Origin of the sequence: Novipirellula caenicola, from assembly GCF_039545035.1 — a bacterium.
Lineage (GTDB): Bacteria > Planctomycetota > Planctomycetia > Pirellulales > Pirellulaceae > Novipirellula > Novipirellula caenicola.
The window spans coordinates 274,711-299,779 of sequence record NZ_BAABRO010000011.1 but is presented as its reverse complement, the minus strand read 5'-3'; the positions used below and the strand labels follow the sequence as shown (position 1 = coordinate 299,779).

17 protein-coding genes are annotated in these 25,069 nt (G+C 55.5%); 10 read left to right on the top strand and 7 right to left on the bottom strand.

What is annotated here, in order from left to right; genetic code table 11:
• Positions 1 to 596: 596 nt before the first annotated feature.
• The 3 genes from ABEA92_RS20480 to ABEA92_RS20470 all read right to left on the bottom strand — a co-directional run bounded on the left by ABEA92_RS20480 (position 597) and on the right by ABEA92_RS20470 (position 3,978).
• Positions 597 to 1,346, bottom strand: coding sequence for a metallophosphoesterase (locus ABEA92_RS20480; protein WP_345685710.1), 750 nt, complete (start codon positions 1,344 to 1,346; stop codon positions 597 to 599).
• A gap of 10 nt (positions 1,347 to 1,356) precedes the next feature.
• On the bottom strand, positions 1,357 to 2,994 hold the full coding sequence (gene pgi / locus ABEA92_RS20475; protein ID WP_345685709.1) for a glucose-6-phosphate isomerase: 1,638 nt from the start codon (positions 2,992 to 2,994) through the stop codon (positions 1,357 to 1,359).
• Between the two features lie 186 nt (positions 2,995 to 3,180).
• On the bottom strand, positions 3,181 to 3,978 hold the full coding sequence (locus ABEA92_RS20470) for a tetratricopeptide repeat protein (protein WP_345685708.1): 798 nt from the start codon (positions 3,976 to 3,978) through the stop codon (positions 3,181 to 3,183).
• A gap of 278 nt (positions 3,979 to 4,256) precedes the next feature.
• Between ABEA92_RS20470 and ABEA92_RS20465 the strand changes: the two genes are divergently transcribed.
• Positions 4,257 to 4,850: a redoxin family protein gene (locus ABEA92_RS20465; protein WP_345685707.1), complete on the top strand. Its 594-nt coding sequence runs from the start codon at positions 4,257 to 4,259 to the stop codon at positions 4,848 to 4,850.
• Between the two features lie 269 nt (positions 4,851 to 5,119).
• On the opposite strand, the gene ABEA92_RS20460 is transcribed toward ABEA92_RS20465, so the two are convergent.
• A complete protein-coding gene (locus tag ABEA92_RS20460) occupies positions 5,120 to 5,485 on the bottom strand; it encodes a hypothetical protein (protein WP_345685706.1) in 366 nt (121 codons plus the stop codon).
• A 588-nt stretch (positions 5,486 to 6,073) separates the two neighbouring features.
• On the opposite strand from ABEA92_RS20460, the gene ABEA92_RS20455 reads away from it, so the two are divergent.
• From ABEA92_RS20455 to ABEA92_RS20420, 8 genes are all read left to right on the top strand, one after another.
• Entirely contained in the window at positions 6,074 to 7,171 is a 1,098-nt protein-coding gene (locus ABEA92_RS20455) for a hypothetical protein (RefSeq protein WP_345685705.1), read from the top strand.
• 671 nt (positions 7,172 to 7,842) lie between these two features.
• Positions 7,843 to 8,403 (top strand): peptide-methionine (S)-S-oxide reductase MsrA, encoded by a 561-nt coding sequence (gene msrA, locus ABEA92_RS20450; RefSeq protein WP_345685704.1) that lies wholly within the window; start codon positions 7,843 to 7,845, stop codon positions 8,401 to 8,403.
• A gap of 37 nt (positions 8,404 to 8,440) precedes the next feature.
• A complete protein-coding gene (locus tag ABEA92_RS20445) occupies positions 8,441 to 10,015 on the top strand; it encodes a protein adenylyltransferase SelO (RefSeq protein WP_345685703.1) in 1,575 nt (524 codons plus the stop codon).
• 351 nt (positions 10,016 to 10,366) lie between these two features.
• Complete coding sequence (locus ABEA92_RS20440; RefSeq protein ID WP_345685702.1) at positions 10,367 to 11,290, top strand: dihydrodipicolinate synthase family protein; 924 nt, start codon at positions 10,367 to 10,369, stop codon at positions 11,288 to 11,290.
• Positions 11,287 to 12,903 carry a sodium:solute symporter family protein gene (locus tag ABEA92_RS20435; protein WP_345685701.1) on the top strand — a complete coding sequence of 539 codons (1,617 nt, stop codon included), beginning with the start codon at positions 11,287 to 11,289 and terminating at the stop codon, positions 12,901 to 12,903. The genes ABEA92_RS20440 and ABEA92_RS20435 overlap by 4 nt, the downstream gene beginning before the upstream one ends.
• Before the next feature lie 78 nt (positions 12,904 to 12,981).
• A complete protein-coding gene (locus ABEA92_RS20430) occupies positions 12,982 to 14,457 on the top strand; it encodes a sulfatase (protein ID WP_345685700.1) in 1,476 nt (491 codons plus the stop codon).
• 29 nt (positions 14,458 to 14,486) lie between these two features.
• Positions 14,487 to 17,453 (top strand): exo-alpha-sialidase, encoded by a 2,967-nt coding sequence (locus tag ABEA92_RS20425; RefSeq protein ID WP_345685721.1) that lies wholly within the window; start codon positions 14,487 to 14,489, stop codon positions 17,451 to 17,453.
• A gap of 10 nt (positions 17,454 to 17,463) precedes the next feature.
• Positions 17,464 to 19,098 (top strand): ribulokinase, encoded by a 1,635-nt coding sequence (locus ABEA92_RS20420; RefSeq protein WP_345685699.1) that lies wholly within the window; start codon positions 17,464 to 17,466, stop codon positions 19,096 to 19,098.
• A 435-nt stretch (positions 19,099 to 19,533) separates the two neighbouring features.
• Here the strand turns inward: ABEA92_RS20420 and ABEA92_RS20415 are convergent, their stop codons facing one another.
• Positions 19,534 to 20,229: a GntR family transcriptional regulator gene (locus ABEA92_RS20415; RefSeq protein ID WP_345685698.1), complete on the bottom strand. Its 696-nt coding sequence runs from the start codon at positions 20,227 to 20,229 to the stop codon at positions 19,534 to 19,536.
• Positions 20,230 to 20,903: 674 nt separating this feature from the next.
• Between ABEA92_RS20415 and ABEA92_RS20410 the strand changes: the two genes are divergently transcribed.
• Positions 20,904 to 22,397, top strand: a complete 1,494-nt coding sequence (locus ABEA92_RS20410) for an SLC13 family permease (RefSeq protein ID WP_345685697.1) — start codon at positions 20,904 to 20,906, stop codon at positions 22,395 to 22,397.
• Positions 22,398 to 22,516: 119 nt separating this feature from the next.
• On the opposite strand, the gene ABEA92_RS20405 is transcribed toward ABEA92_RS20410, so the two are convergent.
• Positions 22,517 to 23,860, bottom strand: coding sequence for a Gfo/Idh/MocA family protein (locus ABEA92_RS20405; RefSeq protein ID WP_345685696.1), 1,344 nt, complete (start codon positions 23,858 to 23,860; stop codon positions 22,517 to 22,519).
• A 153-nt stretch (positions 23,861 to 24,013) separates the two neighbouring features.
• A complete protein-coding gene (locus tag ABEA92_RS20400) occupies positions 24,014 to 25,057 on the bottom strand; it encodes a DMT family transporter (protein WP_345685695.1) in 1,044 nt (347 codons plus the stop codon).
• Positions 25,058 to 25,069 lie beyond the last annotated feature (12 nt).

Genomic DNA, 25,069 nt, shown 5'->3' with positions numbered 1-25,069 from the left:
GCCTGGGGCCGAGAGGGGTCGGATCGGATCTGTGAGTCAGCGACCTCTCCGCAGAGCGACTGCGAAAAGGTCATCACAGCGAATCGACGTGAAAACCAGTCGAAACACCACAACGATCATATACTAGGGTCGGCCGCAGGATGCGGTCGGGGAGGGTTGGTGAAACCATGTTGGCACGGTCCATTTCTAACACTGCGAGCCCCACCCAGAGCCGGCTGCCGCCGACTCTGACCTCCCCAAAGGGGAGGTGAAATCGGCTTTATCCTCCCTCCGGGAGGGTCGACCGCAGGATGCGGTCGGGGAGGGTTGGTGAAAGCATGCTGGCACGGTCCATTTCCAATACAACGAGCCCCACCCAGAGCCGGCTGCCGCCGGCCCTGACCTCCCCAAAGGGGAGGTGAATCTAACCCACCCTCCCTCCGGGAGGGTCGGCCGCAGGATGCGGTCGGGGAGGGTTGGTGAAGCCATGCTGGCACGGTCCATTTCTAACACAACGAGCCCCACCCAGAGCCGGCTGCCGCCGACTCTGACCTCCCCAGCGGGGAGGTGAAATCTATTTCCCGCCACGCTCGAACCACAATCGCAGAAGTCGCCTGCTAGGCGGGAGCGTCGAGCTCGATTTCTACGGGGCGGAACGGGACGTGACGAATCGCGGCGCCGCCGTTGAAGAATTGCATTTGCTCGTGCTCGAAACCACCGATCAAACGATGCGTGTGACCGAACACCACACGCCGCGTCCCGCTGTCAGGCCCCAAGTCGTGCAGCTCTAGAAATCGGTTCAGTTTTCGAATCGCCATTTTGTTGCGATGTGCCAACGCCGCGGCGACTTTATGCGCCCGCGCTGCGACGATCGCATCATATCCGGCGAACCGCCATAACGCCGCTCGCTTCTTGTCGGCCCACTTCTTACGGTAGCTCTCAAAACGCTGCATTGTCCCGCGGCCTTCGATTTGATCGCCGTGCAGCATCACCGTGTCGCCGATGCGAAGCACGTCACCGGCAAACGTAAAATTCGACTCCGAGTCGGTCTGCTGTCGCAACTCTCGCAAAAACAACGGACTGGCGTCATGGTTCCCGCACAAGAAAACGAATTGCTTGTCGGGATAGTCATTTCGCCACTGCTGCAAGTAATCGAGCGAAAAGTCGACCGCCTCGATCTCGCTGGAAAAACGCGACCATCGGAAATCGAACAAATCGCCACCCCAGACCACCATCTCGTTACGCTCGATCAACGAGGCAATCTGAGTGTGATGCTGCTCTGCCGTGCTCCGCGTGCTCATCAAGTGCAAATCCGAGATAAACACCGCTTGCTTGGGCATTTGATCGCGAGGCCAAGTGTGGATCATGTTCGTTGCCTTATTTCCATTGGCGATAACGCTGGATCAATCCATTGGTGGAACTATCGTGCGACAGCGCCGCGTCAGCGGATTGCAATTCGGGCATGATCTTTTTGGCTAGCACTTTGCCAAGTTCAACACCCCATTGGTCAAACGAATCGATATCCCAAATCACGCCTTGCGTGTACGTGCTGTGTTCGTACAGTGCGATCAGTTTACCCAGCACATTGGGTGTCAACTGCTCGATAAAGATTGTGTTGGACGGACGGTTGCCTTCGAACACGCGGTGCGGCACCAATTCATCCGCCGTCCCCTCGCTCTTGACCTCTTCCGCAGTTTTGCCCATCGCCAACGCTTCGCCTTGTGCGATCACATTGGCCATCAAGATGTCTTGATGATCGCCCAGCGGATTTAGCGATTTGCAGAACGCGATGAAGTCGCAAGGGATCAAATGCGTGCCTTGATGAATCAATTGGTAAAACGAGTGCTGGCCATTGGTCCCCGGTTCCCCCCAGAAAATCGGACAGGTGTCATAGTCGACGCGGTCGCCCGAAAGCGTGGTCGATTTCCCGTTGCTCTCCATCGTCAATTGCTGCAAGTACGCGGGGAAGCGTTTTAGGTATTGATCATAGGGCAGCACCGCAACCGTTTTCACATCAAAAAAGTTGGTGTACCAAACGTTCAGCAGTCCCATCAGTGCGGGCAGGTTCTGCGCAAGTGGCGCGGTGCGAAAGTGCACGTCCATCTCATGGAACCCGCCAAGCATGTCACGAAAGTTATTGGGACCAATCGCCAGCATCGTGGACAACCCGATCGCCGAATCCATGGAATAGCGACCGCCGACCCAATCCCAAAATCCGAACATGTTTTCAGTATCGATGCCGAATTTCGCAACTTCGTCTGCGTTGGTCGAAACCGCCACAAAATGTTTCGCCACCGCCGACTCGTCACCGCCGAGTCCCGACAGCAACCAAGTGCGGGCGGTGCGGGCATTGGTCATCGTTTCTTGAGTCGTGAACGTTTTAGAGGCCACGATGAACAGCGTTTCGGACGGATCGAGATCCTGAGTCGCCTCGGCGAAATCGGTACCGTCGACGTTGGAAACGAAGCGGAAATTGAGTTCACGATTGCTGTAATAACGCAGCGCCTCGTACGCCATCACAGGGCCAAGATCGGATCCACCGATCCCGACGTTAACGACATTGCGAATTTTCTTGCCGGTGTGCCCTTTCCACTGGCCGCTGGTCACGCGGTCACAAAACGCCGCCATCTTGTCGAGTACCGCGTGCACATCGGGCACCACGTTTTCGCCTTCGAATTCGATCTTGGCATCACGTGGGGCACGCAGTGCGGTATGCAGCACCGCCCGATCCTCGGTCGTGTTGATCTTTTCGCCCGTGAACATCGCTTCGATGCGATCTTTCAAGTTCGCGGATTCCGCCAACGCAACCAACAATTGCACGGTTTGTGACGTGATTCGGTTCTTCGAGTAGTCGAGGTACAACCCGAGTGCTTCGATGCTGAGCGTCTGGGCTCGCTGAGGATCTTCGGCAAACCACTCACGGAGATGTTTGTCCTTAATTTCCGCGTGATGTGATTGCAGAGCTTGGTAGGCGTCGCGAGAAGTCAGACCGTGAGCGGCAGTGCTGGTACTCATCCCAAAAAATCCTTCGATGAATCATGTTCGTAAAGTGGTCGCCCTCATTCTCTACGAAGATTCACAGCCAGGGAACCTTGGGTACCCCCAGTTTTTTAATGTCGTTGATCGCTCCGCGATCAAAACGAGTTCATGGCCGATAAGTTAGGACGCAAAACGCCAAGATCGCGGAGCGATCAGCGACAATTAGCCAAACAAGCCTTTTCGGGGCAAAATCGAATCGGACCGGCCGAGCGACTTTTCTGATTTCTTGACCTGCTTGCGGATCGCTTTGTCGGTGGCCGCCTCGGGCACATTGGCAAACACGTCGGCGTATTCTCGCAGCGCCGCTTCGTGGTCGCCTGTGCCGGCATACGATTGAGCCAACATCAAAAACAATGCGGGTTCGTAATTCGGCGAAGGATGCCGCAGTGACTCCATCTGCTGACCGGCCGCCTTGGGTTGGCCCGCTTCTAGTAAGTTGATGGCCGCGATGCGAACGCAGGGCGGATACTCCGGATCCAGTTCGATCGCTCGTTGGAAACATTCCTCCGCCTCTGCTTTGCGTCCCTGGTTCTCGTACCATCCACCGATCCCCAATTGGACATCGATATCGTCTTGATGCGAATTCAACGTCGCCGACGCCAAATCCATCGCCTCCTCAGGCCGATTGAACACCGTCAACGTCCCCAGCAACTCGATCGCCCGCTGCGGTTCATCCGGTGCTTCGGCAAGCTTTGCCATCCCCGTATCAATCGCCTCTTCGCGAAGTTGATTCCATTGATGCAGCGGCATCACGCGGTGACGACGACAATTGGAACAGTCACCAAGAATCTGCTTCTTGCCCATCGGAATCAGCGGGATGAACAAGACGACAAAATAGTAACCGGTTTCATAATCGGTCATCTGACAATGGCTGCCACACGAATCACATCGATCATGATAGATCCGCGGATGCTTCTTTCCGTAGTATTGCGTCCCAATACCATTGATCGTGGTCGGCATAAAGAGCTTTCGGTTCAGGCCAGGGGAGAGACAAGGAGAGTGGGAAAGCGAGTTTTCGTTAATTTAGCGGGTTGATAGCACCGCCGCAAATTTTGACGGTCTGTTTTTTTGCTGCGACGAACATCACTGCGATCTGTGTTTGTTGGGCTAGGTGGCGGAGCGTGATCGTGGGTGATCATTGGGGTAGAAGAATCGATGCGGTTCGCCCCTTGGCTTATTACCGTTGGCTCCGCACCGGAGTCTGCATCCTCAACACGTGTTCACAAAGGTTTTGCTTGATGAAGATCGTCCCCACACTTGCCATGGCTGCCTTGGCCATTTGCACCACGTTTGCCGTCCCCGCCGCAGCACAGTCAACCACACGGGATCCCGTTGCCAATGCAAAAACGACGCTGGCCCCCGGCACTCAAGCCAAAGACTTTCAGTTGCACGCGATTGCTGGCGAATTGTCGGGCGACGTTCAACTGAGCCAAGTCAACGCGAACGGCCCGGTCGTCGTCGTGGTGCTGCGCGGTTTTCCCGGACGCCAGTGTCCGGCGTGTTCGGCACAGGTGGGCAACATCATCAAAAACGCGGACAAGTTTGCAGCGAAAAACGCGCGAGTGCTGTTGATTTACCCTGGTGCAAAAATGCAGCTCGGCCAGCACGCGGACGATTTCCTGCAAGGCACGAAGTTGCCCAAGCCGCTGACGATGTTGTTGGATCCCGACTACGCCTTCACGAATCTCTATGGATTACGCTGGAACGCCACCAACGAGACCGCCTATCCCACGACGTTGGTGATCGACGAATCAGGCAAAATCCGCTACACAAAGGTCAGCGAAACCCACCGCGGCCGCGCCACCAGCGAAGAAATCCTGGCAGCGCTGTAGTTGCTTTGCAACAGCTCACCGATACGGGGCATTTCTAATGTCGCCGATACTCAACGCCGCATCGTGTTCGCTTTAGCGCGGTGCGGAGCTGGTGGGAATATCAAAAGCGTTTTCATTCACCTTCTTGCCAAAGCCCCCACCAAAGTCGCTCCGCTACTTCGAGATAATCCATCGAGACAAGAAGTGTCTACGGGCGACTTGTCGCCGTCAGGCAGACAAACAACCAGGCGTATTCCATGATTTCTAAAGTGGATTCCACGGCAAGCAGATTACGAAAAATACATGAACTGAATTTTTCGGTTGTTGCGACAAGCCTCTTGAAGGTACCACCTCATTCCGGCTAGGTCGCGGACGGCTTTGACTCGGGCATCAGGGTATTCTTTGCAGAATTCGCGGTCTTTCATCCCTACCAGACGATCAACCAAACTATCGATGTCACGAATCGCGACCTCGGCGTCGAGCCAATCGTCTGCTTCATCCTCTTCATCGAACACGTACTTGCCTAGTTGGACGAGCCCCAACTTTTCAGACAGCTTGTCGAGATAAGGATAAGTCCAGGACAAGTCGGGGAACTCGGGATCACTATCAAGCCCTTCGACAGGCGGATCACACCGAAGGCAAAAGTCAGCGGACATCGTTTACGTCTCCATTTTCGTCAACGCTCTGCCGTTCATGCAGAGCAAACCACTCGGTTATTAAGCTGAGCCATTTCAAACGAACCGCAAATTGCGGCACATTGATTTTAAGTACGCTGATCGACGTCGATCATTTTCTCGGCTGATTATACAGCAGCCCCAAACGTCGACGCAAGCAATTGTGACTCAACGTCTCGCTCGTCGATGAAAAGCATGACCTCCTGCGATGCACTTCGCTTGCGACCTTCACGCACAAGTCTTGCTCCGTATCCATTACGGTTTTCTTGATGGGACCACAAATTAAGCCCCCCCTTTATGTGATCCGACGCCCGATGCAGCGAGGATGCCAGCCAAAAGAACGGAACATTTCAGCGACGATCACAAGCTAGGATCGACGATGCCTTTTTCGTGTCCCATCTTGGCAGTTGTTTTATCTATCAAGCGTGACGCGGGAAGGCGGAATTCGACGGGGGCGGGCTGGTGACGTAGACTAACGGAACCCAATGCGTAACGCGGGCCTAAGCTGTCCCAAAACACTTCCGCCGAACGCTTGACTTTAATTCTTCTTTTTACATGCAGGATGGTGTTGTGACGGACTCGGTTGACCAAGATTTACAAACGCAAACGTTTAAACAACGCGTGTCCAAATTTTGGCAATGGTATCCCACGGTCGCGGAACGTTTCTATCAAACCATCGAAGCTGGCCAATGCGGCGATCTGGTCGACGAGGTCGCCGAGTTCTGCGAAGCGACGCTGCCCGGTCTAAGCTGGGTGTTTGGCCCCGGTGAGAATGGCGGACACTCGTTCACACTCTCCGGCGAAGGCCAGGTCGCCAAACAACTGCTGGCGGAGTATTGGCGGCAATGCGCTCCGGAGATTCCCAAATGGACTTTCCATGCCTCTCGCCAAGCCACTCCCGCTGGATTCGTCAAAGGATTCGCGATCGCTGTCGACAATGGCAAGCGAGTCGACGTGGATAGCTTCCAAGTTCGCACCCAAGTCGATGACGAACGGCAAAAGATCGATATCGTCGCCTGGCATCCTGCGCTCCAGTCCGTTCCTAAAACAAAACACTTCACCATCCTGTTCCTGCTGGTCGATGAAGTGCTTGGTGAATTCGGCACCCAGATGTGGCTGGGCCAAATCAAGATCGAACCATTCACCCCGGACAGCTACACGCGGTCGCTTTCGGAGCTGCCCGAATTCATCTCACAAGTCAACACGTATCACCAGTGGGAGAAACTGCCGCCGCTTGAGACCTATACCGTTTATCAGTTGCGCGAGAACAAGCCGTCACCGCGAGGCGATACGGTGATCGGATCAAGCTTGATTCCCCAGCTGGTGTTTGACTGTATCGATAACGAGGGCAAACTTGATGAAGATCCACTGCAAAACACCGGCGCGGAACTGGTCTACGTTGCCATCGATGGCTCGATTTTCCCCGATGGCCAACAATCCGATGTTCGCGCTAACATCGAAGACATCTTGAGCGATTCGCTTCGCAAAGAACTCAGCGGTCAAACACTCGGTGGAGCGTTTGGATTGAACGAAAGCTACATCGACCTACTGCTACTTGATGGCGAAGAGAGTCGCCGGATTGTCAGCGAGACACTAGCGCTGTTGCAATTAAAAAACCGCTTCCGGATTGAATCGTTTGTCAATGACATGAGCCACCACAGCGATTGAGCTCGAAAATGGGTTTGCGGCAACGTACAAGCACGTGGGTTCGGTGACAACAAATTCGTCACCGTCTTTGCGTTCGCTGCGTCGGGGTCGCTTGATGCAACTTTGCCCCACTCGACGTCGCTGGTAACGCAATTCACGTCAACTCTTTACCGAATCTCAACCCGCTCTAGACGGCTGGTTGACTTAGTGAAGTTTCCTGCGGCAAGGGGTGTAGGATGGACTTCCTAGTCCGTCAATGGTGGATTCGACGGACTAGGAAGTCCATCGTACGACTAAAACAACAAGCCGTTGACGGGTTCCACTATAAGGGGCGCTGCCGTAACGGTTCTTGGCTGGACGGGCTTCTTGGCTGAACGGGCTTCTTCGACGCTCGACTCGTTGACTTTTCTTGGTCTTCGCAGCACGCTAGTGGCACCACGGCAGTTGACATTGTCATGGGGACCGGTTGCCGAGCGAATCAACGCATCATGATTGGTCGCTTTTGGGCGGAATACAGAACCGCCACGACGTCACTGCGGGGGGTTGCTTGTCGCCTAAAATCACAGAAGACAGTCTCACGATGATCCTGGGGCGCGAGACAAGGGCGAGAAGCGATCTCGGATATACCGGTTACATACGGGCCCTCGCCCTCCCACAACCAGCAAGATTTACTTTCAGCAAACTGGGTTTGAATGATGACAAATGCAGATAATCCGTCGCTCCAATTGGCGACCTTTGGCAATGGCTGCTTTTGGTGCACCGAAGCCATCTTTCAACGACTCGCGGGCGTCCAACAGGTGATGTCAGGCTACTCCGGTGGCGACGTCGACAATCCCACCTACAAACAGGTCTGTACCGGCACGACCGGACACGCCGAGGTCATCCAAATCCAATTTGACCCCAGCGTGATTAGCTTTGAGGAGCTATTGGAAGTGTTTTGGAAAACCCATGACCCCACGACGCTCAACCGCCAAGGCGCCGATGTCGGCACGCAGTACCGATCCGTGATTTTCTATCACAGCGAATCACAAAAACAGCAGGCGGAACACTTCAAGCAAAAACTCGACGAAGCGGGGGTCTTCTCAGCCCCGATCGTGACCGAGATCAGCGAATTCACAAAATTCTATGCCGCCGAAGCCGACCACCACAATTACTTCAACGAACACGGAAACCAAGGCTACTGCCAAGCCGTGATTCGGCCCAAGGTGGAAAAGTTCACCGAGGTATTCCGCGACAAACTGAAACAAGACTGACCTGCGACGCCCGCTCGCCTACCGCACCGCTGCCACCATGCGTTTGAATCTTCACGATCGTTTTAACAAGCAACTGACCGCTGACCCGGTGCAAACACTTTCGCGACGCCAAGTCAGCGGGGCGGCATTTTCATTTGTCACGCCACGCGTCCCTAGCAACCCACGGCTGCTGCACGTCGCCAACGACGTTGCCGAGATGCTTGGATTGTCCGCAGAAGACCGTGACAGCGACGAGTTTCGCGACGTCTTCAGCGGCGGCAAAGTCATGCCAGGAACTCGCCCTTACGCGATGTGTTATGGCGGTCACCAATTTGGCTCGTGGGCGGGACAGCTCGGCGATGGACGCGCGATCAATTTGGCCGAAGTCGAGCATGCCGGTAAACACTGGACGCTGCAGCTAAAAGGGGCTGGCGAAACCCCTTATTCACGCACTGCCGATGGGCTGGCCGTTCTTCGATCTTCGGTCCGCGAACACCTGTGCAGCGAAGCGATGCACCACCTGGGGGTTCCCACCACGCGATCGCTATGTCTATTGACCACGGGCGACCAAGTGCTGCGAGACATCATGTACGACGGGCATCCCGAAATGGAAACCGGTGCAGTGATTTGCCGCGTCGCACCAAGTTTCATTCGCTTCGGCAATTTTGAAATCTTTGCTTCGCGTCACGACTTGAAAATGCTGCGTGAACTGACCGATTACACGATCCGCCATTACTACCCGGAAATCGAAACCGGCACCCAATCCGGTTACGGCGATTTTTTTCATGAGGTTTGCCAACGCACGCTGAGAATGATGGTGCATTGGCAACGCGTCGGATTTGTGCATGGCGTGATGAATACCGACAACATGTCGATTCATGGCGACACGATCGATTACGGCCCGTACGGTTGGCTCGAAGGCTACGATCCCAACTGGACTCCCAACACAACGGACCGCATGCATCACCGCTATGCATTTGGGAACCAGCCGCAAATTGCCCTTTGGAACTTGGTTCAACTAGCCAACGCATTGTACCCCTTGGTCGGTGAAGCGAGTCCATTTGAATCCGCGTTGCAACAATACCAACATGACTTCAATCGCGAGTTCACGCGGATGCAGGCCGAAAAGATCGGGCTTACCGAAGTGATCGCCGGCGACGAAGAACTGCTTGATCAACTCGATGCCGTGCTGCAAATCACTGAAACCGACATGACAATCTTCTTTCGTTTGCTCGGCAATGTCAAAAAGTCCGAGGACGCTAGCAGCGACAGCGAATTTTTGGCGACCATTCGCGATGCCTTTTACGCTCAACAGCCACTTGGCGATGAAGTGACCGAGCAGTGGCGTGATTGGTTTTCAAAGTATTTGCAGCGACTCAACGCCAGCGATGAACCGGACGCGACACGCCGGGAGCGAATGAACCGAGTGAACCCAAAGTACGTACTGCGCAATTACATGGCTCAAACGGCGATCGACGCTGCCGAACAAGGCGACACATCGCTGATCGGCGAACTGTATGAACTATTGCGTGCCCCCTATGACGAGCAACCCGAACACGAACGGTGGTTTGCCAAACGCCCCGAGTGGGCACGTCACAAAGTGGGCTGCTCGATGTTGTCGTGCAGCTCTTAAAGGCCGTGCAGCACTCGAAGGCTGGCTCGCAGATTTTAAAAACCGACGTACCGTTCAGACCGGTTTAGTTCTGTTTTAGCTATTTCCGCAGCTTGCCTAGTGCTAGTTTCCGAAGAAAAAACTCGAAGTTGTTAATTTAGGCTGACTCGGACCTCGCGGGATCTTGCACCGCGAGGAGATTCAGCTAAACTCTATAGACTTGACCTCAGCACCTTCAAAGGACGGTGCGATCGCGATGCAGCGTGAAACCTCAGTGATTTCGGCCACCCCGTCACGTTCGGGATAAGGCTAAAATACATCCCATTGGCGGATTTCCGTTTGCGCTTTTCAACTTTTCAGGACGCCCAGCAGATGTCAACCATCGCCAAACCAACGAAACTTTCACTGCAGGGGATCGTGCCTCCGTTGGTCACGCCTCTTACCGCTCGCGACACGCTGGACCACGAAGGCTTAGAGCGGTTGTTGAGTCACGTGATCGAAGGCGGCGTATCGGCTGTGTTCATTCTGGGGACAACCGGTGAAGCCCCGAGCTTGAGCTACCGTCTGCGTCGCGAGATGATTTCCGAAACGATTCGCATCGTCGAGAGACGCATTCCGGTGTTGGTGGGGATTGCGGACACGGCGTTTGTCGAAACGGTCAACCTTGCCCGCTACGCCGCCGATTGCGGAGCGGACGCGGCCGTATTGACGACACCTTATTATTTTCCCGCCGGGCAAACCGAATTGACGTCCTATGTGCAGAACATTGCACAGCAGGTCCCATTGCCGATCATGCTGTACAACATGCCGGGATTGACGAAGGTTTGGTACGAGATCGAAACGCTGCGAACGCTCTCTAGCATTCCGTCAATCATCGGGGTCAAGGACAGCAGTGGTGACTTGGACTACTTTGGCCAAGTTTGCCAATTGAAACTCGATCGTCCCGATTGGACGGTGCTGCTAGGCCCCGAAGCCCTGTTGCAGGAGGCTCATCGATTGGGCGGCGACGGCGGCGTCAACGGCGGGGCGAACGTGATGCCGGAACTGTTTGTCCAGTGCTACAACGCGCTGCGTGACGGCGACGAAGCGACCGTGACCGAGCGGCGTGAACTGATCTTGGAGTTCCAAAAGATCTACGAGGTCGGCAAGTACGCATCCCGCCACATCAAAGCGACCAAGTCGGCTTTGTCGTTGATTGGAATCTGCAGCGACCTGCCTGCGGATCCATTCCATCCATTCCTTGCCCCTCAGCGTGAACGTGTTGCCGAGGTATTGCGAGGGGTCGGGGCTCTGTGATTGCCGCTGTTTTCTTTACCGGGGTCGACTGGTTCGTACTGCTGGGCTACTTCGTTGCCATCATGGCATTGGGGTTGTTTTTCTGGCGACGCAATAACACTGCGGACCAATTTACGGCCGGAGGGCGGACGTTGCCGGGATGGTTATGTGGCTTATCCATCTTTGCCACGTACCTAAGCAGCATCAGCTATTTGGCATTACCGGGCAAAGCGTTTGTCGACAATTGGAACGCGTTTGCCTTCTCATTGGCGCTGCCGTTTGCTGCCGCTATTGCGGTTCGATTCTTCCTGCCTTTGTATCGCCGCTCGGGCGAGGTGTCGGCCTATTCGTTGCTGGAACACCGTTTTGGTTTATGGGCACGGCTGTACGCGAGCTGCTTTTACCTGCTATTCCAGATTGCCCGCATCGGGGTGGTGATGTACTTGATGGCGCTGCCGATGGCGGTGCTGTTTGGCTGGGACATCCGCATCGTGATTGTGGTGACTGGGATTATCGTGACGATCTATTCGTTTGTTGGCGGAATCGTCGCGGTGATTTGGGCCGATGCGATTCAAGCCATCGTGTTGTTGGCCGGAGCCCTATTGGCGCTTGGCATCCTGCTGTTTGACATGCCGGGCGGGCCGAGCGAAGTGATCGAGGTGGCCAACCGTCACGATAAATTTTCACTCGGCAGCACATCGCTGTTGGCGATATCGCAACCGACGCTGTGGGTCGTATTGGCGTATGGGCTGTTCGACAACCTCCGAAACTTTGGCGTCGACCAAAGTTATGTCCAGCGTTACATCGCGGCCAGCACGGATCGTGAAGCTGCCAAAAGCGTTTGGGTCGGAGCCTTGTTGTATGTGCCCGTTAGCGCATTGTTTTTGTTTATCGGTTCGTCGCTTTTTGCTTACTACGAGAGCCACCCTGAACAAACGCAAGAAGTCCGCTTGATCGTCGCCGAACAGAAGATGATGCAGGCCGGGATCACGCCGGATGCACCGGAGTACGCTTCGCGGCTGAACGAGACGATGGACGGATTGACCGAAACCGACCTTGGCGACCGCGTTTTCCCTCATTTCATTGCCTCGAATCTGCCAATGGGAGCCCGCGGATTGTTGATCGCGGCGGTGTTTGCCGCGGCAATGAGCACCGTTTCGACGTCGCTGAACTCATCCGCAACGTTGGTGATGAGCGATTTCTACAAGCGATTGCTTCGCCCTGATTCCTCGGACACCGAACACGTCCGCGTGCTGCGTGGATCGACGATTGCATGGGGAGCGATGGGTACGATGATGGCACTGGCGCTAGTCCGGCTGACCGAAAGTGCGCTGGATATTTGGTGGATACTATCGGCGGTACTTGGGGCGGCCATCATCGGATTATTCCTACTTGGCATCATGGTCCCCAAGATTCGCGGCGGCGCGGCGGTGTTCGTGTTGCTCATCGGAATGACATTGATCGCATGGATGGCCGCATCCAAAACCGACTACTGGCCTTCGCAGTACAGCGGGCTCGCCAGCCCGTTTCATCCGCTGCTGGTGATCGTGGTCGGCCCCACCGCAATCGTCCTGCTCGGTTGGCTGGTGACAAAATTCCTCAGCAAAAAACCGAACGAAGTCACGGGCGATTAGGTTCACTGCGACGGCTACCAAGCCGAGCGTCCCACCCCAAACTCCCTATCTCTGCGGACGATGAGAGAGACAAGCTAAATGTGCCCCACCAGGACCCAAACCTTCTCCGCGATCCTCGCCTTGCTGGCGGGAATGTTGACCAGCGGAATTGATTCGCCACTGATGGCCGGAGAACGCCCGAACATCGTGTTCATCTTGGTGGACGATTTGGGTTGGTCGGACTTGGGGTGTTATGGTCACCCATGGCATGAAACACCGCACATCGATCGTCTGGCGAGCGAAGGCATGCGGTTTACGAGTGCCTATTCGCCGGCACCGATCTGCTCGGCAGCGCGGGCCAGTATCTTGACGGGTAAAGCCGTCCCGCGACTCGGTTTCGAATTTGTCACCAAGGAAGAACCAGGCCATCAGCGGATCGAAGGAGACGTCCCGCTGACAACGCCGCCGCTCACCCTGAATCTGCCGCTTGCCGAAACCACGATCGCCGAGCGAATGGCGACGCAGGGTTACCAAACCGCGTTTTTCGGCAAATGGCACGTCAGCCAGCATCATCGACGTTACCTAGGTTGGCATCCCGAGTATGGTCCTCCGAAGCAAGGTTTCGAAGTCGCGGTGGAAGACTTTGGCGACCATCCCTACGCCTGGACCAAAGCGAATCGCAAAATCGAGTCCGACGCGGGGGTCATCCCCGACGATTCGATGGTGCAAAAGGTAACCGATTTTATCCGCCGCTCTCACGACCGCCCCTACTTTTTAATGGCATCGTCGTTTTATGTTCACACGCCGGTAAAGAATCGCTGTCGTTGGCTAGTGGAAAAATACGACGCCAAGCTTCCTGCAACGATTCCACAGCGTGCGAAGCGACTGCAGTACGCAGCGTTTGTGGAAACGTTGGACCATCATGTTGGCGAGATCCTTGCTGCGATCGACGAATCGGGACAACGGGACAATACGTTGGTCGTATTTTTGTCAGACAATGGCGGTCACCCCGAATACTGTGGCAACGCTCCGCTGCGAGGATCCAAGTGGAACCTTTACGAAGGCGGCATTCGCGTGCCGATGATCGCTCGCTGGCCCACAGCCGTCACGGCGGGTGCAACCTGCGACACCGCCGTGATCGGCTACGACCTGCTGCCCACCTTTGTGGACATCAGCGGTGACGATGCCAATATCGCGACCCAAAACAATGTCGATGGTGTCAGCATCCAACCTTTGCTGGATCACCCCGAGTTACAATTGGACCGCAGCCTGATTTGGCATTTTCCGTACTATCACCCCGAGACTGGTTTTCGCGATGCCAAGGCGACGATCGGGGTGAACGATTTTGCGGTTAGCCAAACGTGTCCGCAATCAGCACTTCGCCACGGACGCTACAAAATCATTCATTTTGCGGAAAACGATCGTATCGAGTTGTACGATCTTCAAACCGATCTTGCCGAACAGCACGATATGAGTGCCTCGCATCCCGAGATCGCCGCGCAGATGCGTGTTAGACTTCAGACTCATTTGACCACGATGAACGCCCGCCGAGCCCTACCGAAAGAAAAGAAATGAAACGAACGAACTTAATTGTCTATTGTTGGATGTGCGTGATGACGCTTGGTTCCTTCGCCACGGCGGAAGAGCCTCAGTGGAAACTGCAACCATTGCAGTACAACAATCCAGGCTTGAAGGTCGATCTCGGCGTGGGGTTGTGGGCGTTTCCGCTGCCGATGGATTACGACAACGACGGCGACCTGGATCTATTGGTCAGTTGTCCGGACAAGCCTTCCAATGGCACGTATTATTTCGAGAATCCGTCACAGGATCCAAACGAGAAGATGCCGGTTTTCAAAGCAGGCGTTCGCATCGGTCATGGCAGTCATTTCATGCAAATGAGTGTGGTCGACGGTGAACCGATCTTGATGCTGCCGGCAAAAGAGTTTCGCCGTGACGCCAAAACGGGGGAATTCAATTTTTCGAAACCAACCAAGATCAACGCCCACGCCAATCCGAACCATCACACCAAAGGCAACACCCGCGCGAACATGTGGCGATACGTCGATTATGACGGCGACGGAGATCAAGACATTGTCGTCGGTAGCGGTGACTGGACCGATTACAGCTGGGATCACGCCTATGACAACCACGGCAATTGGCGAAACGGGCCACTACATGGCTATGTTTACTTGATCGAAAACGAAGGCAGCGACGACGAGCCGAAGTATTCATCGCAGCCCGAGCGACTGCAGGCCGGCGGTGGTGAGATCGATGTCTACGGATGGCCAAGCCCGAACTTTGCCGACTTTGATAACGATGGTGACTTGGACTTGTTGTGTGGTGAGTTTTTGGACGGATTCACCTATTTTCAAAACATCGGCACACGAACGCAGCCTAAATACGCAGCGGGTCAAAAATTGAATGACGTCAGCGGGGAACCGCTGGTGATGCATTTACAAATGATCACACCCACGGCGATCGATTGGGACGCCGACGGCGACCTCGATCTGATCGTCGGTGACGAAGACGGACGCGTTGCGTTGGTGGAAAACACCGGCGAGCTTCGCGACCACCAACCGGTTTTCAAAGCACCACAATACTTTCAACAGCAAGCCGATACGCTCAAGTTCGGCGCACTGGCGACTCCGTTCGCTTACGACTGGGACAACGATGGCGACGAAGACATCGTGTGCGGCAACACCGCTGGATCGATTGGTTACTTCGAGAATCTTGGCAAAGCAGAAAATGGGTTGCCCAAATGGGCTGCTCCGAAACTGCTAGAGGTCAAACAGAGCGATGGTTTCCAGAAACCGTTTCGCGTGATGGCGGGCCCAAGTGGTTCGATCCAAGGTCCGGCGGAAGCCAAGTGGGGTTACACCACGTTGTCGGTTGCCGATTGGGACGGCGATGGCGATGGCGACATCGTTTACAACTCGATTCTGTCGCAACTAGGCATGTTGATCAACGAATCCGGAACGTTGGTCGAAAAGAACTTTGACACCGGACAACGCGAAGCGCCTCCGAAATGGTATTGGTGGCAAACCTTGTCCAGCGACGCATTGACTCAGTGGCGAACCACACCGATGGCGATCGATTTCGACGGCGACAAGAAACTCGATTTGGTCATGCTGGACCAAGAAGGCTTTCTGACGCTTCGCTCCGGTGGCGGAGCCGCAGAACGGATCTTCGTTGACGAAGCCGGACAACCGCTTCAACTGAACACGGGAACATGCGGTCGATCCGGGCGAGTCAAGTTGGCTGTGGTTGATTGGGACGGCGATTCACGATTGGACGTGCTGGTGAATTCCGAAAATGCGACTTGGTACCGCAATTGTGCGGATGTCGATGGCAAGGTAATGCTGAAAAAGGTCGGCAACTTGGCCAAACGAAACGTCGCCGGACACACGTCGAGCCCCACCGTGTGCGACTTTAACAACGACGGCAAACCGGATTTGTTAGTCGGCAGCGAAAATGGCCGGATCTACCACATTGCTCACGATGATTGTGTGACCTTCAGCGATGAGGAAATGATGCCGAGCGAACCGAAACCTGCTGCCGAGCCAGCATTCCCAGGACTGATTGCGAGCGAATTCATTTTCGAAGATGCGCCATTCAAAGCGTGCCACGCGTCAACGATTTGCCAAACGTCTCGCGGGCTGGTTGTTTCTTGGTTCGGCGGATCTCGCGAAGGGAACAAGGACGTTGTGATTTGGACCAGTTTCCATGATGGATTGAAGTGGTCGCGGCCCTTGAATGTTGCCGATGGAATTCAGCACGACGGAATGCGTCATCCGTGTTGGAACCCGGTACTGTATCAACCTCCTGGCGATGCTCCGTTGTTGCTATTTTTCAAAGTCGGACCACGACCGCACAGTTGGTGGGGCGAGGTGATGACAAGCTATGACCGCGGCCGCACGTTTACCGACCGCAAACGATTGCCCGAAGGCATTGATGGTCCGGTTCGCTGCAAACCCATTTTGCTCAGCGATGGCAAAACACTGCTCTGCGGTTCATCCACCGAAAACGAAGGATGGCGAGTCCACTTTGAAAAGGTCACATTGGTCGATGGTGAACCGAGCGGCACCTGGAAACGCATCGGGCCGATCAACGACGGGACGGAATTCAAGGCGATTCAACCGACGATCTTGACGTATCCGGATGGCCGGCTTCAAGCCCTTTGCCGCACCCAAGAAAGTGTGATTGCGTCGACCGAGTCGACCGATGGCGGCGAGACATGGTCGAAATTGGTGGCAACCAACATGCCCAATCCGAACTCGGGAATTGATGTCGTGACGCTCACCGACGGTCGTCAATTGATGATCTACAACCATCTCGGATCATCCGACAATGGCTGGGGTAAACGAAGCTTATTGAACCTTGCGATTTCCGAAGACGGAATGGATTGGACCGAGGTAGGGGTGCTCGAGAAGGAAAAATCAGGTGAGTTCAGCTACCCGGCAATCATCCAAACCGATGACGGGATGGTTCACATGACCTATACCTGGAAACGGCAATTGATCAAGCACGTGGTGGTCGATCCGGCCCAACTGAAACCGACGCAGTCGAAATAAAGGAACGGTGATGAACGCAACTGCCACTGAAAAGCCGCGCGCCGTCGGCCCGGTCGCGCTCGGATTGGACTTTGGAACGGAATCGGTGCGGGCGATTTTAATCGATGCCGCGGGCAACCAACTCGGGCTGGCTTCGCGTGATTACGCCAACGGCCAAATCACTCAGACGTTGCCGGGTAGCGATGTCCTGTTACCGCCGCGGTACGCGCTGCAGGCACCTGGCGACTGGATCGCCTCGGCCGCCGAAGCGACGCAGGCTGCGATTGGCGAAGCCGGACTGGATTCCGCGACGATCGTTGGGATCGGTGTCGATTTCACCAGTTGCACGATGCTGCCAACCACGCTCGACGGCACGCCGATATGCGAGCTTGCAAAGTTTCGGTCGACTCCGTTGGCATGGCCGAAGCTTTGGAAACATCATGGTGCACTCGAGCAAACCGAGCGGATGAATACGGTGGCCCGAGCACGTGATGAAGCATTTTTAAAGCGTTACGGTGGCACGATCGGATTGGAGTGGTTCTTTCCAAAGATGCTCGAAACGATCGAAAATGCTCCGGAGGTTGCCGCAGCGGCCGAAGTTTGGCTGGAGGCCGGAGACTGGTTCGTGTGGCAGTTGGTGGGAGGGCCCGCCGACTCATTGACCCGCTCGACATGCCAAGCGGGGTACAAGGCGATGTGGTCCGCGACGGATGGCTATCCATCGAGCGAGTACTTTGCTGCGGTCCATCCGCAATTGGCCGAGGCGGCAAGACAGCGCTTGCCTGGAGTGATGCGATCACCTGGCGAACCTGCCGGAGGCTTGACTGCGGCGATGGCCAAGCGATTCGGGCTTCGCAAGAACATTCCGGTTTCGACTGCGATTATCGACGCGCATTCCGCGGTACCGGGAGTCGGCGCCGCTGACCCCGGAGCCCTTGTGATGGTGATGGGAACGAGCAGTTGTCACATGCTAAATGCCACCACCGCAGCCGAAATCCCTGGGATTGCGGGTGTGGTCGAGGGAGGCATTTTGCCAGGCATGTTTGGATACGAAACGGGTCAAGCGGCGGTCGGTGACGCGTTTGCGTGGTTGCGGCGATTGCTTGGACTCGATTCCTTTGACTCGCTGGCGGAATCAGCACTGCGATTGCCACCGGGGGCCGAAGGGGTGATGTGCATGGACTGGATGAATGGTTGCCGCACACCGTTGATGGACGGCAGCCTACGGGGTGCGTTTACCGGACTAGGCCTTGAGCACGGTCCGGAGCACTTGTATTTGGCGTTGATGGAAGCCTCGGCGTTTGGACTCCGCTGGATCGTCGAAATGCTTCGCGACGGCGGTGCCCCGATCGATCGATTGATTGCCACCGGAGGATTGCCACACCACAACCGCGCGTTCGTCGAGGTGTATGCCGACGTGTTGGGAATGAAGATTGAAATTCACCCCTCCACGCAAGGTCCGGCCGTCGGTGCGGCGGTGTTGGGAATGATTGCAGCGGGGTCGGAAGCGAGCGGTTTTTCGAGTGTCAGCGAAGCGGCGACCGCGATGGCGGGGGTTCCCGAAGGCAAACAAGACATTGTCCTGCCAAGAGAGGAACGGACCGCAGCCTATGACCGGCTGTACACCGAGTACCGCAAACTTGCTGCGATATTGGCCGAGCGCTAGGCTCTGTCTGAAAACCGTAGCGGAAGTCGCGGGCGGCTTGTTGATTTAGCGAAGTTGCCTGCGGCAAAGGGTGTATGATGGACTTCCTAGTCCGTCAATGGTGTATTCGACGGACTAGGAAGTCCATCGTACGACTAAAGCAACAAGTCGTCTCGACTTTCGGCAGCATGGCATCGCCCCATTGGGAAATCGAAATTCTTCACGAATTCCGCTACCAAGTTTCCGCCTCGGATGCGTTCTCAGACAGTGCCTAGTGCCCACCGCATCGACTTTTTTTGGGAAGTGACGGTGCGACTTGAAAGCCCGCTGTTACTTTCTAATCACAACTTTACTCTTAATTCTAATCATCACCCACTTACACCCGAGACGGGTGATTGCAGCGGCGGGAGTAAGATTAAGAGCAGAAGTTGGACTCAAGCGAAACGACGCGGATGCTTAGGCTTCGCCGTTTTCGTTTTCGTCGATTTCGATCAACGAGACTTTTAGTCCGTTACGGATGTGGGCAGCGGCAGCTTCGCGAGCGGCTTCGGCGTCATGTTTCTTGATCGCTCGAAAAATCTTCTGATGATCTTTGCACGTGCGTTTCATCGCAACGACATCATGACGGTGTCGGCGGATGGCAAACACTCGGGTTAAGACTTGCGACTGCGATGCCGTGTGAACCAGCGCTTGATTGCCGGTCGCTTCGATAATCAACATATGAAATTGATAATCGGCCTTGTCAAACTGCCCTTTGATCCGCTTGCCCGCGTACTGGGCCGAAGATTTCTCTTGCTTCGCGGTCAACTCTTCCATCCGCTTCAATTCGGCTTGAATCTTGGCGATCTGCTCGGGTGTGGCTCGCTCAGCGGCCCGTGCTGCGGTGTAGGGTTCGATGACCTCACGAACCTCGTAGATATCGATCAACGCGGATCGATCCAGCGACCGGACGATGGCACCCATGTTGGGCACCAAATCGACCAGGCCTTCGTTGGCAAGCTGACCGGCGGCTTCCCGCACCGGCGTCGCACTGACGCCGATTTCTTTGCCGATCGGACCATACAACAGACGAGCGCCCGGTTCAAATTCACCCGAGATCAACTTGTTTCGTAGATGCTGATACGCACGGCTGGCGTTTGTTTCGGTGCTCATGTTGGGAACCCAATTTACTAACAGAAAAGAATTGGTCGTTTCGACGACCTCTATTCTAACGTTTACGAATCGTTTAGCAGAGCCGAGGTAAGTCGAAAATTACGAGGCGGTTACGACATCGCCTGGGCGAGGACGATTTACCTTTGGATCTGCGAAGGTGAACCACGGCTGCGGCCAGTGGATTTACCAAAAATCAAACATACGTTCACTGGTTCGATCGTCGATTTACCGAAAACCGTGCTGGAATGATGGGACAGTGCAAGCAAGTGGAACTGGCCAAAATCGCCACGGGATCAGCAGGTCGCCGCGACGCGTTTTCCGTCAAGGGATGCTACGACGTTGTCAAGCGAACGGATCCACTTCCTCGCTTTCGGTCGACCTTGCCCAGGCTGTCGTGACGATCACGCCCCCGAAGCGAGACGAACCTTCGACGGCGAAGCACGAAACTCGGTAGACCTTCTGCTGACCTCGTTGCTCATGTGACCGACCGGAACAAGTTATCCATTTAGCGATCCCCAGTGATAGGATCTGCGACAAAACGCCTTTCTCCCCTCTGATTCGCTACACTGTTCTGCTTCGGTGACGGTGTTCGGCTCCCCCCGGCGTCGGCAGCCTGATCTCGCTTTTGATTTTTCGTCCCACCTTCGAATTGCTTTTTCTTGGAACCCGTTCGGATGCCGCATTTTCGCGTTCTTTGTACCGTTGCCGGATTCGCGGTAGCGTTGCTTGTCTATGGATTGTGTATCACCGCGTTTCAGCTTTCACATCCCGCGGCGGTCACGGCAGCCGTCACGTCGCTGTGTGGTATTTGGTGGTGCACCGAAGCGGTTCCGATCCCGGTCACGTCGCTGGTCCCGTTTGTCGTGTTTCCGTTTGCGGGGGTGTTGGACCACCGCCAACTCGCCGAAGCCTATGGAGACAAGTTTGTCTTGTTGTTCATGGCTGGATTTATGATCTCGCGAGCTGCCGAACACTCGCAAACCCATCTGCGCGTTTCGCAAGGCTTGATGAAATTGACAGGCACAAGTTCCCAGCGGCGTATCGTGCTCGGCTTCTTGGCCGCGTCGGCGTTTTCGAGCATGTGGATTTCAAACACGGCAACAGCGCTGATCATGTTGCCTGTGGCGATTGCGGTGCTGCACGAACAAAAGGATTCGCGGCTGCATGTCCCCCTATTGTTGGCGGTGGCATATGGATCGAGCATCGGCGGAATTGCGACGATTATCGGCACGGCTCCCAATGGAGTGTTTGTCTCGATTTACGAACAACAGAGCGAACGCACCATCGATTTTTTCTCGTGGCTTAAGATCGGCGTTCCGGTTGCCGCGACAATGTTATTGGCGACAGGCCTTTGGTTGACACGTGGCTTGTCACGAAGTTGTTCGATGCAGCTTGAGGACCTTGGCGTTTGGACGAGTGCTCAGCGGCGTGTGTTGGCCGTATTGTCCGTAACCGCACTGCTGTGGATCACTCGCAGCGCCCCCTTTGGTGGATGGTCAGCGTTGTTGGATGTTCCGATGGCACACGATGCAACCGTGGGCTTGGCTGCCGTGATCGCACTTTTTCTGATCCCCAGCGGAACGACGACTGTGCATCGCAGCGAAAACGGGGACGGAGACGATTGTGTTCAAGCCAACCGGTTGCTCGATTGGGAAACCGCGTCTGACATTCCATGGGGAATCCTGATTTTGTTCGGCGGCGGGTTGGCGATTGCCAAGGCCGCCGAAGTGACAGGGTTATCTGAAATCATCGGCAACCAATTTTCGCACCTCTCGGGACTCCATCCACTTTTGATCATCGCTGCCATCTGTCTGACGGTCACCTTTTTAACCGAGGTCACATCCAACACCGCCACGACGACATTGTTGATGCCAATCTTGGGCGCGGCCGCCGAGGGTGCGGGCTATGATGCTGCGTTTCTGATGCTTCCGGCAGCGTTGTCGGCAAGCTGTGCGTTCATGTTGCCGGTGGCAACGCCGCCTAATGCGATCGTGTTTGGATCGGAACATTTGACCGTCCGCGAGATGGCCAAAACCGGATTCGTACTGAATTTGATCGGGGTCGTTGTGATTTCGCTGGTGTGTTATTTCGTCGTCGACTTCCAACATGGCATTGGCCGCCCTGGTCCGGCACCGGCTATCCAAGCCGAACCGACACCGACTCGCTAAGCCGATTAGGATGAGTCATCCCCCACAACCATCCGAGCCGATGTCGCCCGCGGCGGCGAGCGTTAAGATTGCCGGGAACGTGCCGGCGGCTCACATCAAGATGGACGTTGGCCCATTTTTTATCCCGCGGGATGTCGATACGGAGCTCGATAGGGGCGCCGCAGCAACTTTGTCGCTTCCTCATCTCCGACAACGGTATTCGTCTGCGGATCAAATTCCAAGGTTCGGCCCAGCGTGAGTGCGTTGTTGGCCAGGATACACGAAGCACTGCTGATGTGCCCTTGCTCAATATCCGCGACGGGTTTCGAGCGATCATCGATGGCCTTGAGAAAGTCCCGCATGTGCCCGCGAATCGCCGACGCGACGTGCAATTCTAATTTCCATTTTTCGGCATCCGATTGATCGCTGGGATATTTGTCGAGTTCGATGACGGCGTTGCCCGATAATTTCTGGCCGCCTGAGCGTGGGATGAACTCGTACTTCTGCACACTTAGCTTCAGCGTTCCTTTGGATCCATAAATGATTCCCGCCCAAGGAAAATCGGGATCGGGTGGCGAACCCCAACTGCGGTGGGTCCAAACCACTTTGAGATCGTCAAAGTCAAACGTTGCGGTTTGCGTATCGGTGATATTGGCGATCGATTCGGTATCGACCAAGATGCCCCCGGCACTGCTGATGCGGCGAGGCCAGCCCAGGCCAAGCTGCCAGCGAACCATGTCCAACATGTGAACGCACATATCACCCACGATACCGTTGCCATATTCCATAAACGCCCGCCACGAGCGTGGATGAATCAGTTCGTTGTACGGACGCAGCGGTGCGGGCCCCGTCCAACGATCGAAATCCAACGATGGCGGTGGAGCGATGACAGGCGGATTTTTCTTGGCACGCATGTGGTAATAACAGCACACTTCCGCAAAGGCGACGTCGCCAAGCAATCCGGCGTCGACGACTTTCTGTTTCGCTTCGATCAAATGGGGCGTGCTGCGTCGCTGGGTTCCAACCTGCACCACTCGCCCCGTGCGTCGAGCGGCATCCAACATCGCTCGACTCTCGAGCACATCCACCCCGGTGGGCTTTTGCACATAAACATCAGCCCCGGCCTCGACCGCCGCAATCATCGGCAACGCATGCCAATGATCGGGCGTGGCGATCAAGACGATGTCGAGGTCTTTCTCGGCAAGCATTTCTTGGTAATCGGCATACGTCCGAGGTCGCTTTTTGGAAACTTGCCGCGATTCGATCAGCCCCGCCGCTTCCTCGAGCATCTGAGAATCCACATCACACAGCGACACCACCTCGACCGGTTCGATGTTGATCAGCTGCAGCAAATCGCATTTGCCGTACCACCCACAACCGATCAATCCGACACGACGCGGCGACGCGACAGCGTAAGCGGACTGGGCGGCCGTCGCAATCGAGGCCAACGCAGCAGTACGGGTGAGAAAGTTTCGGCGATCCATGGTGCTTCGTTTCCAAACCGAGGAGAGAGGTGTTGCTTTGACTCAAACGCAGCGATCGAACCCTTCGACGCCGTTGGCCATCTTAACACACTCGCCCGAGTAACGGCTCGCGAACCTGCGAAGTCTCCGTCGACAATCTCAGCCGCGAGCGGATCACAAAGCAGTGTCTTTTTTCTCGGGCCACAAGGCCAGGATGTTGGCCAGCAAGACGAGCGATCCGCCAATCAGCAGCGGAACACTGAATTGTTCGTTGGCATAATGGACCGCGCACCACGCGCTAAGCATCACCGGAACAAACATGGCCCACGTCGACGCAAACAGAGGCTCGCACGTGTAGATCACCGCGGCTTGTCCTGCGGTCAATCGCGGTTGGTACTTGTTCATCCAAACAAACGCGACCAACGACGGAAATAAACACAACACCCCAAGTAGCAGATAGAACCGTGGTTGAATCGCCAGCGCGGTCCAGCCCCCGGTGGCGGTCTCGGGCACCTGCAGATTCAGCCCCGCAAAAACGATCAGTGCCAACACCGCAGTGGTTCCAAACATGCTAGGTGTGAACAACACGGACTCATAGCGTTTACCAAACACGTCTACCAACAAGATTTGAGCGCTAAAGAACAGCGTCCCCAACGTGGTCAGCGAATCGCCGATGGTCCACTGCGCCAACGCATTGCTGGCGAGCGACACATGCCCTTCGTCGAACACGATCAATCCGGTCAAGACCGCCACGCCGGCCACTGCCACCAACGCGCCAAGCATCACACAAAGCCGCGGCAATTGTTTCCGCAGCACGGTGTTGATCAGCGGAGTGATGATCACCACGAGGCTAGTCAAAAATCCACTTCGTGAGGCGGGAATCGTGGCCAAGCCGATGACTTGCAACAACAGGCCCAAGAAAAACATGACCCCAATCGCCGCGCCGGCCAACAGATGAGGCGTTTGAACACGTCGCAGCGTTCCACGCAGCAAAATCGCGAACAAACCGAACGCAATGGCAAACCTTAATCCGATCAACCACGACGCCGAACTGGTCCGCAGCCAACCCGACGCGGTCCACTCGGTGACACCAAAATGATCATCGACTTGAAGGTTCAAACACTTCATGATCGGAAAGGATGCCCCCCACATCGCGTTGACCAACACCAACGCAATGATCGCTTGACGGCGTTCGTTTGGGGTGCTGCCTTGGTTCATGATGGTTTGGAT

Bases quoted from the DNA above. Each gene is read 5' to 3' on its own strand.
- ABEA92_RS20480 (WP_345685710.1), bottom strand. From the start codon at position 1,346: ATGATCCACACTTGGCCTCGCGATCAAATGCCCAAGCAAGCGGTGTTT.
- pgi (WP_345685709.1), bottom strand. From the start codon at position 2,994: ATGAGTACCAGCACTGCCGCTCACGGTCTGACTTCTCGCGACGCCTAC.
- ABEA92_RS20470 (WP_345685708.1), bottom strand. From the start codon at position 3,978: ATGCCGACCACGATCAATGGTATTGGGACGCAATACTACGGAAAGAAG.
- ABEA92_RS20465 (WP_345685707.1), top strand. From the start codon at position 4,257: ATGAAGATCGTCCCCACACTTGCCATGGCTGCCTTGGCCATTTGCACC.
- ABEA92_RS20460 (WP_345685706.1), bottom strand. From the start codon at position 5,485: ATGTCCGCTGACTTTTGCCTTCGGTGTGATCCGCCTGTCGAAGGGCTT.
- msrA (WP_345685704.1), top strand. From the start codon at position 7,843: ATGATGACAAATGCAGATAATCCGTCGCTCCAATTGGCGACCTTTGGC.
- ABEA92_RS20445 (WP_345685703.1), top strand. From the start codon at position 8,441: ATGCGTTTGAATCTTCACGATCGTTTTAACAAGCAACTGACCGCTGAC.
- ABEA92_RS20440 (WP_345685702.1), top strand. From the start codon at position 10,367: ATGTCAACCATCGCCAAACCAACGAAACTTTCACTGCAGGGGATCGTG.
- ABEA92_RS20430 (WP_345685700.1), top strand. From the start codon at position 12,982: ATGTGCCCCACCAGGACCCAAACCTTCTCCGCGATCCTCGCCTTGCTG.
- ABEA92_RS20425 (WP_345685721.1), top strand. From the start codon at position 14,487: ATGTGCGTGATGACGCTTGGTTCCTTCGCCACGGCGGAAGAGCCTCAG.
- ABEA92_RS20420 (WP_345685699.1), top strand. From the start codon at position 17,464: ATGAACGCAACTGCCACTGAAAAGCCGCGCGCCGTCGGCCCGGTCGCG.
- ABEA92_RS20415 (WP_345685698.1), bottom strand. From the start codon at position 20,229: ATGAGCACCGAAACAAACGCCAGCCGTGCGTATCAGCATCTACGAAAC.
- ABEA92_RS20410 (WP_345685697.1), top strand. From the start codon at position 20,904: ATGCCGCATTTTCGCGTTCTTTGTACCGTTGCCGGATTCGCGGTAGCG.
- ABEA92_RS20405 (WP_345685696.1), bottom strand. From the start codon at position 23,860: ATGGATCGCCGAAACTTTCTCACCCGTACTGCTGCGTTGGCCTCGATT.
- ABEA92_RS20400 (WP_345685695.1), bottom strand. From the start codon at position 25,057: ATGAACCAAGGCAGCACCCCAAACGAACGCCGTCAAGCGATCATTGCG.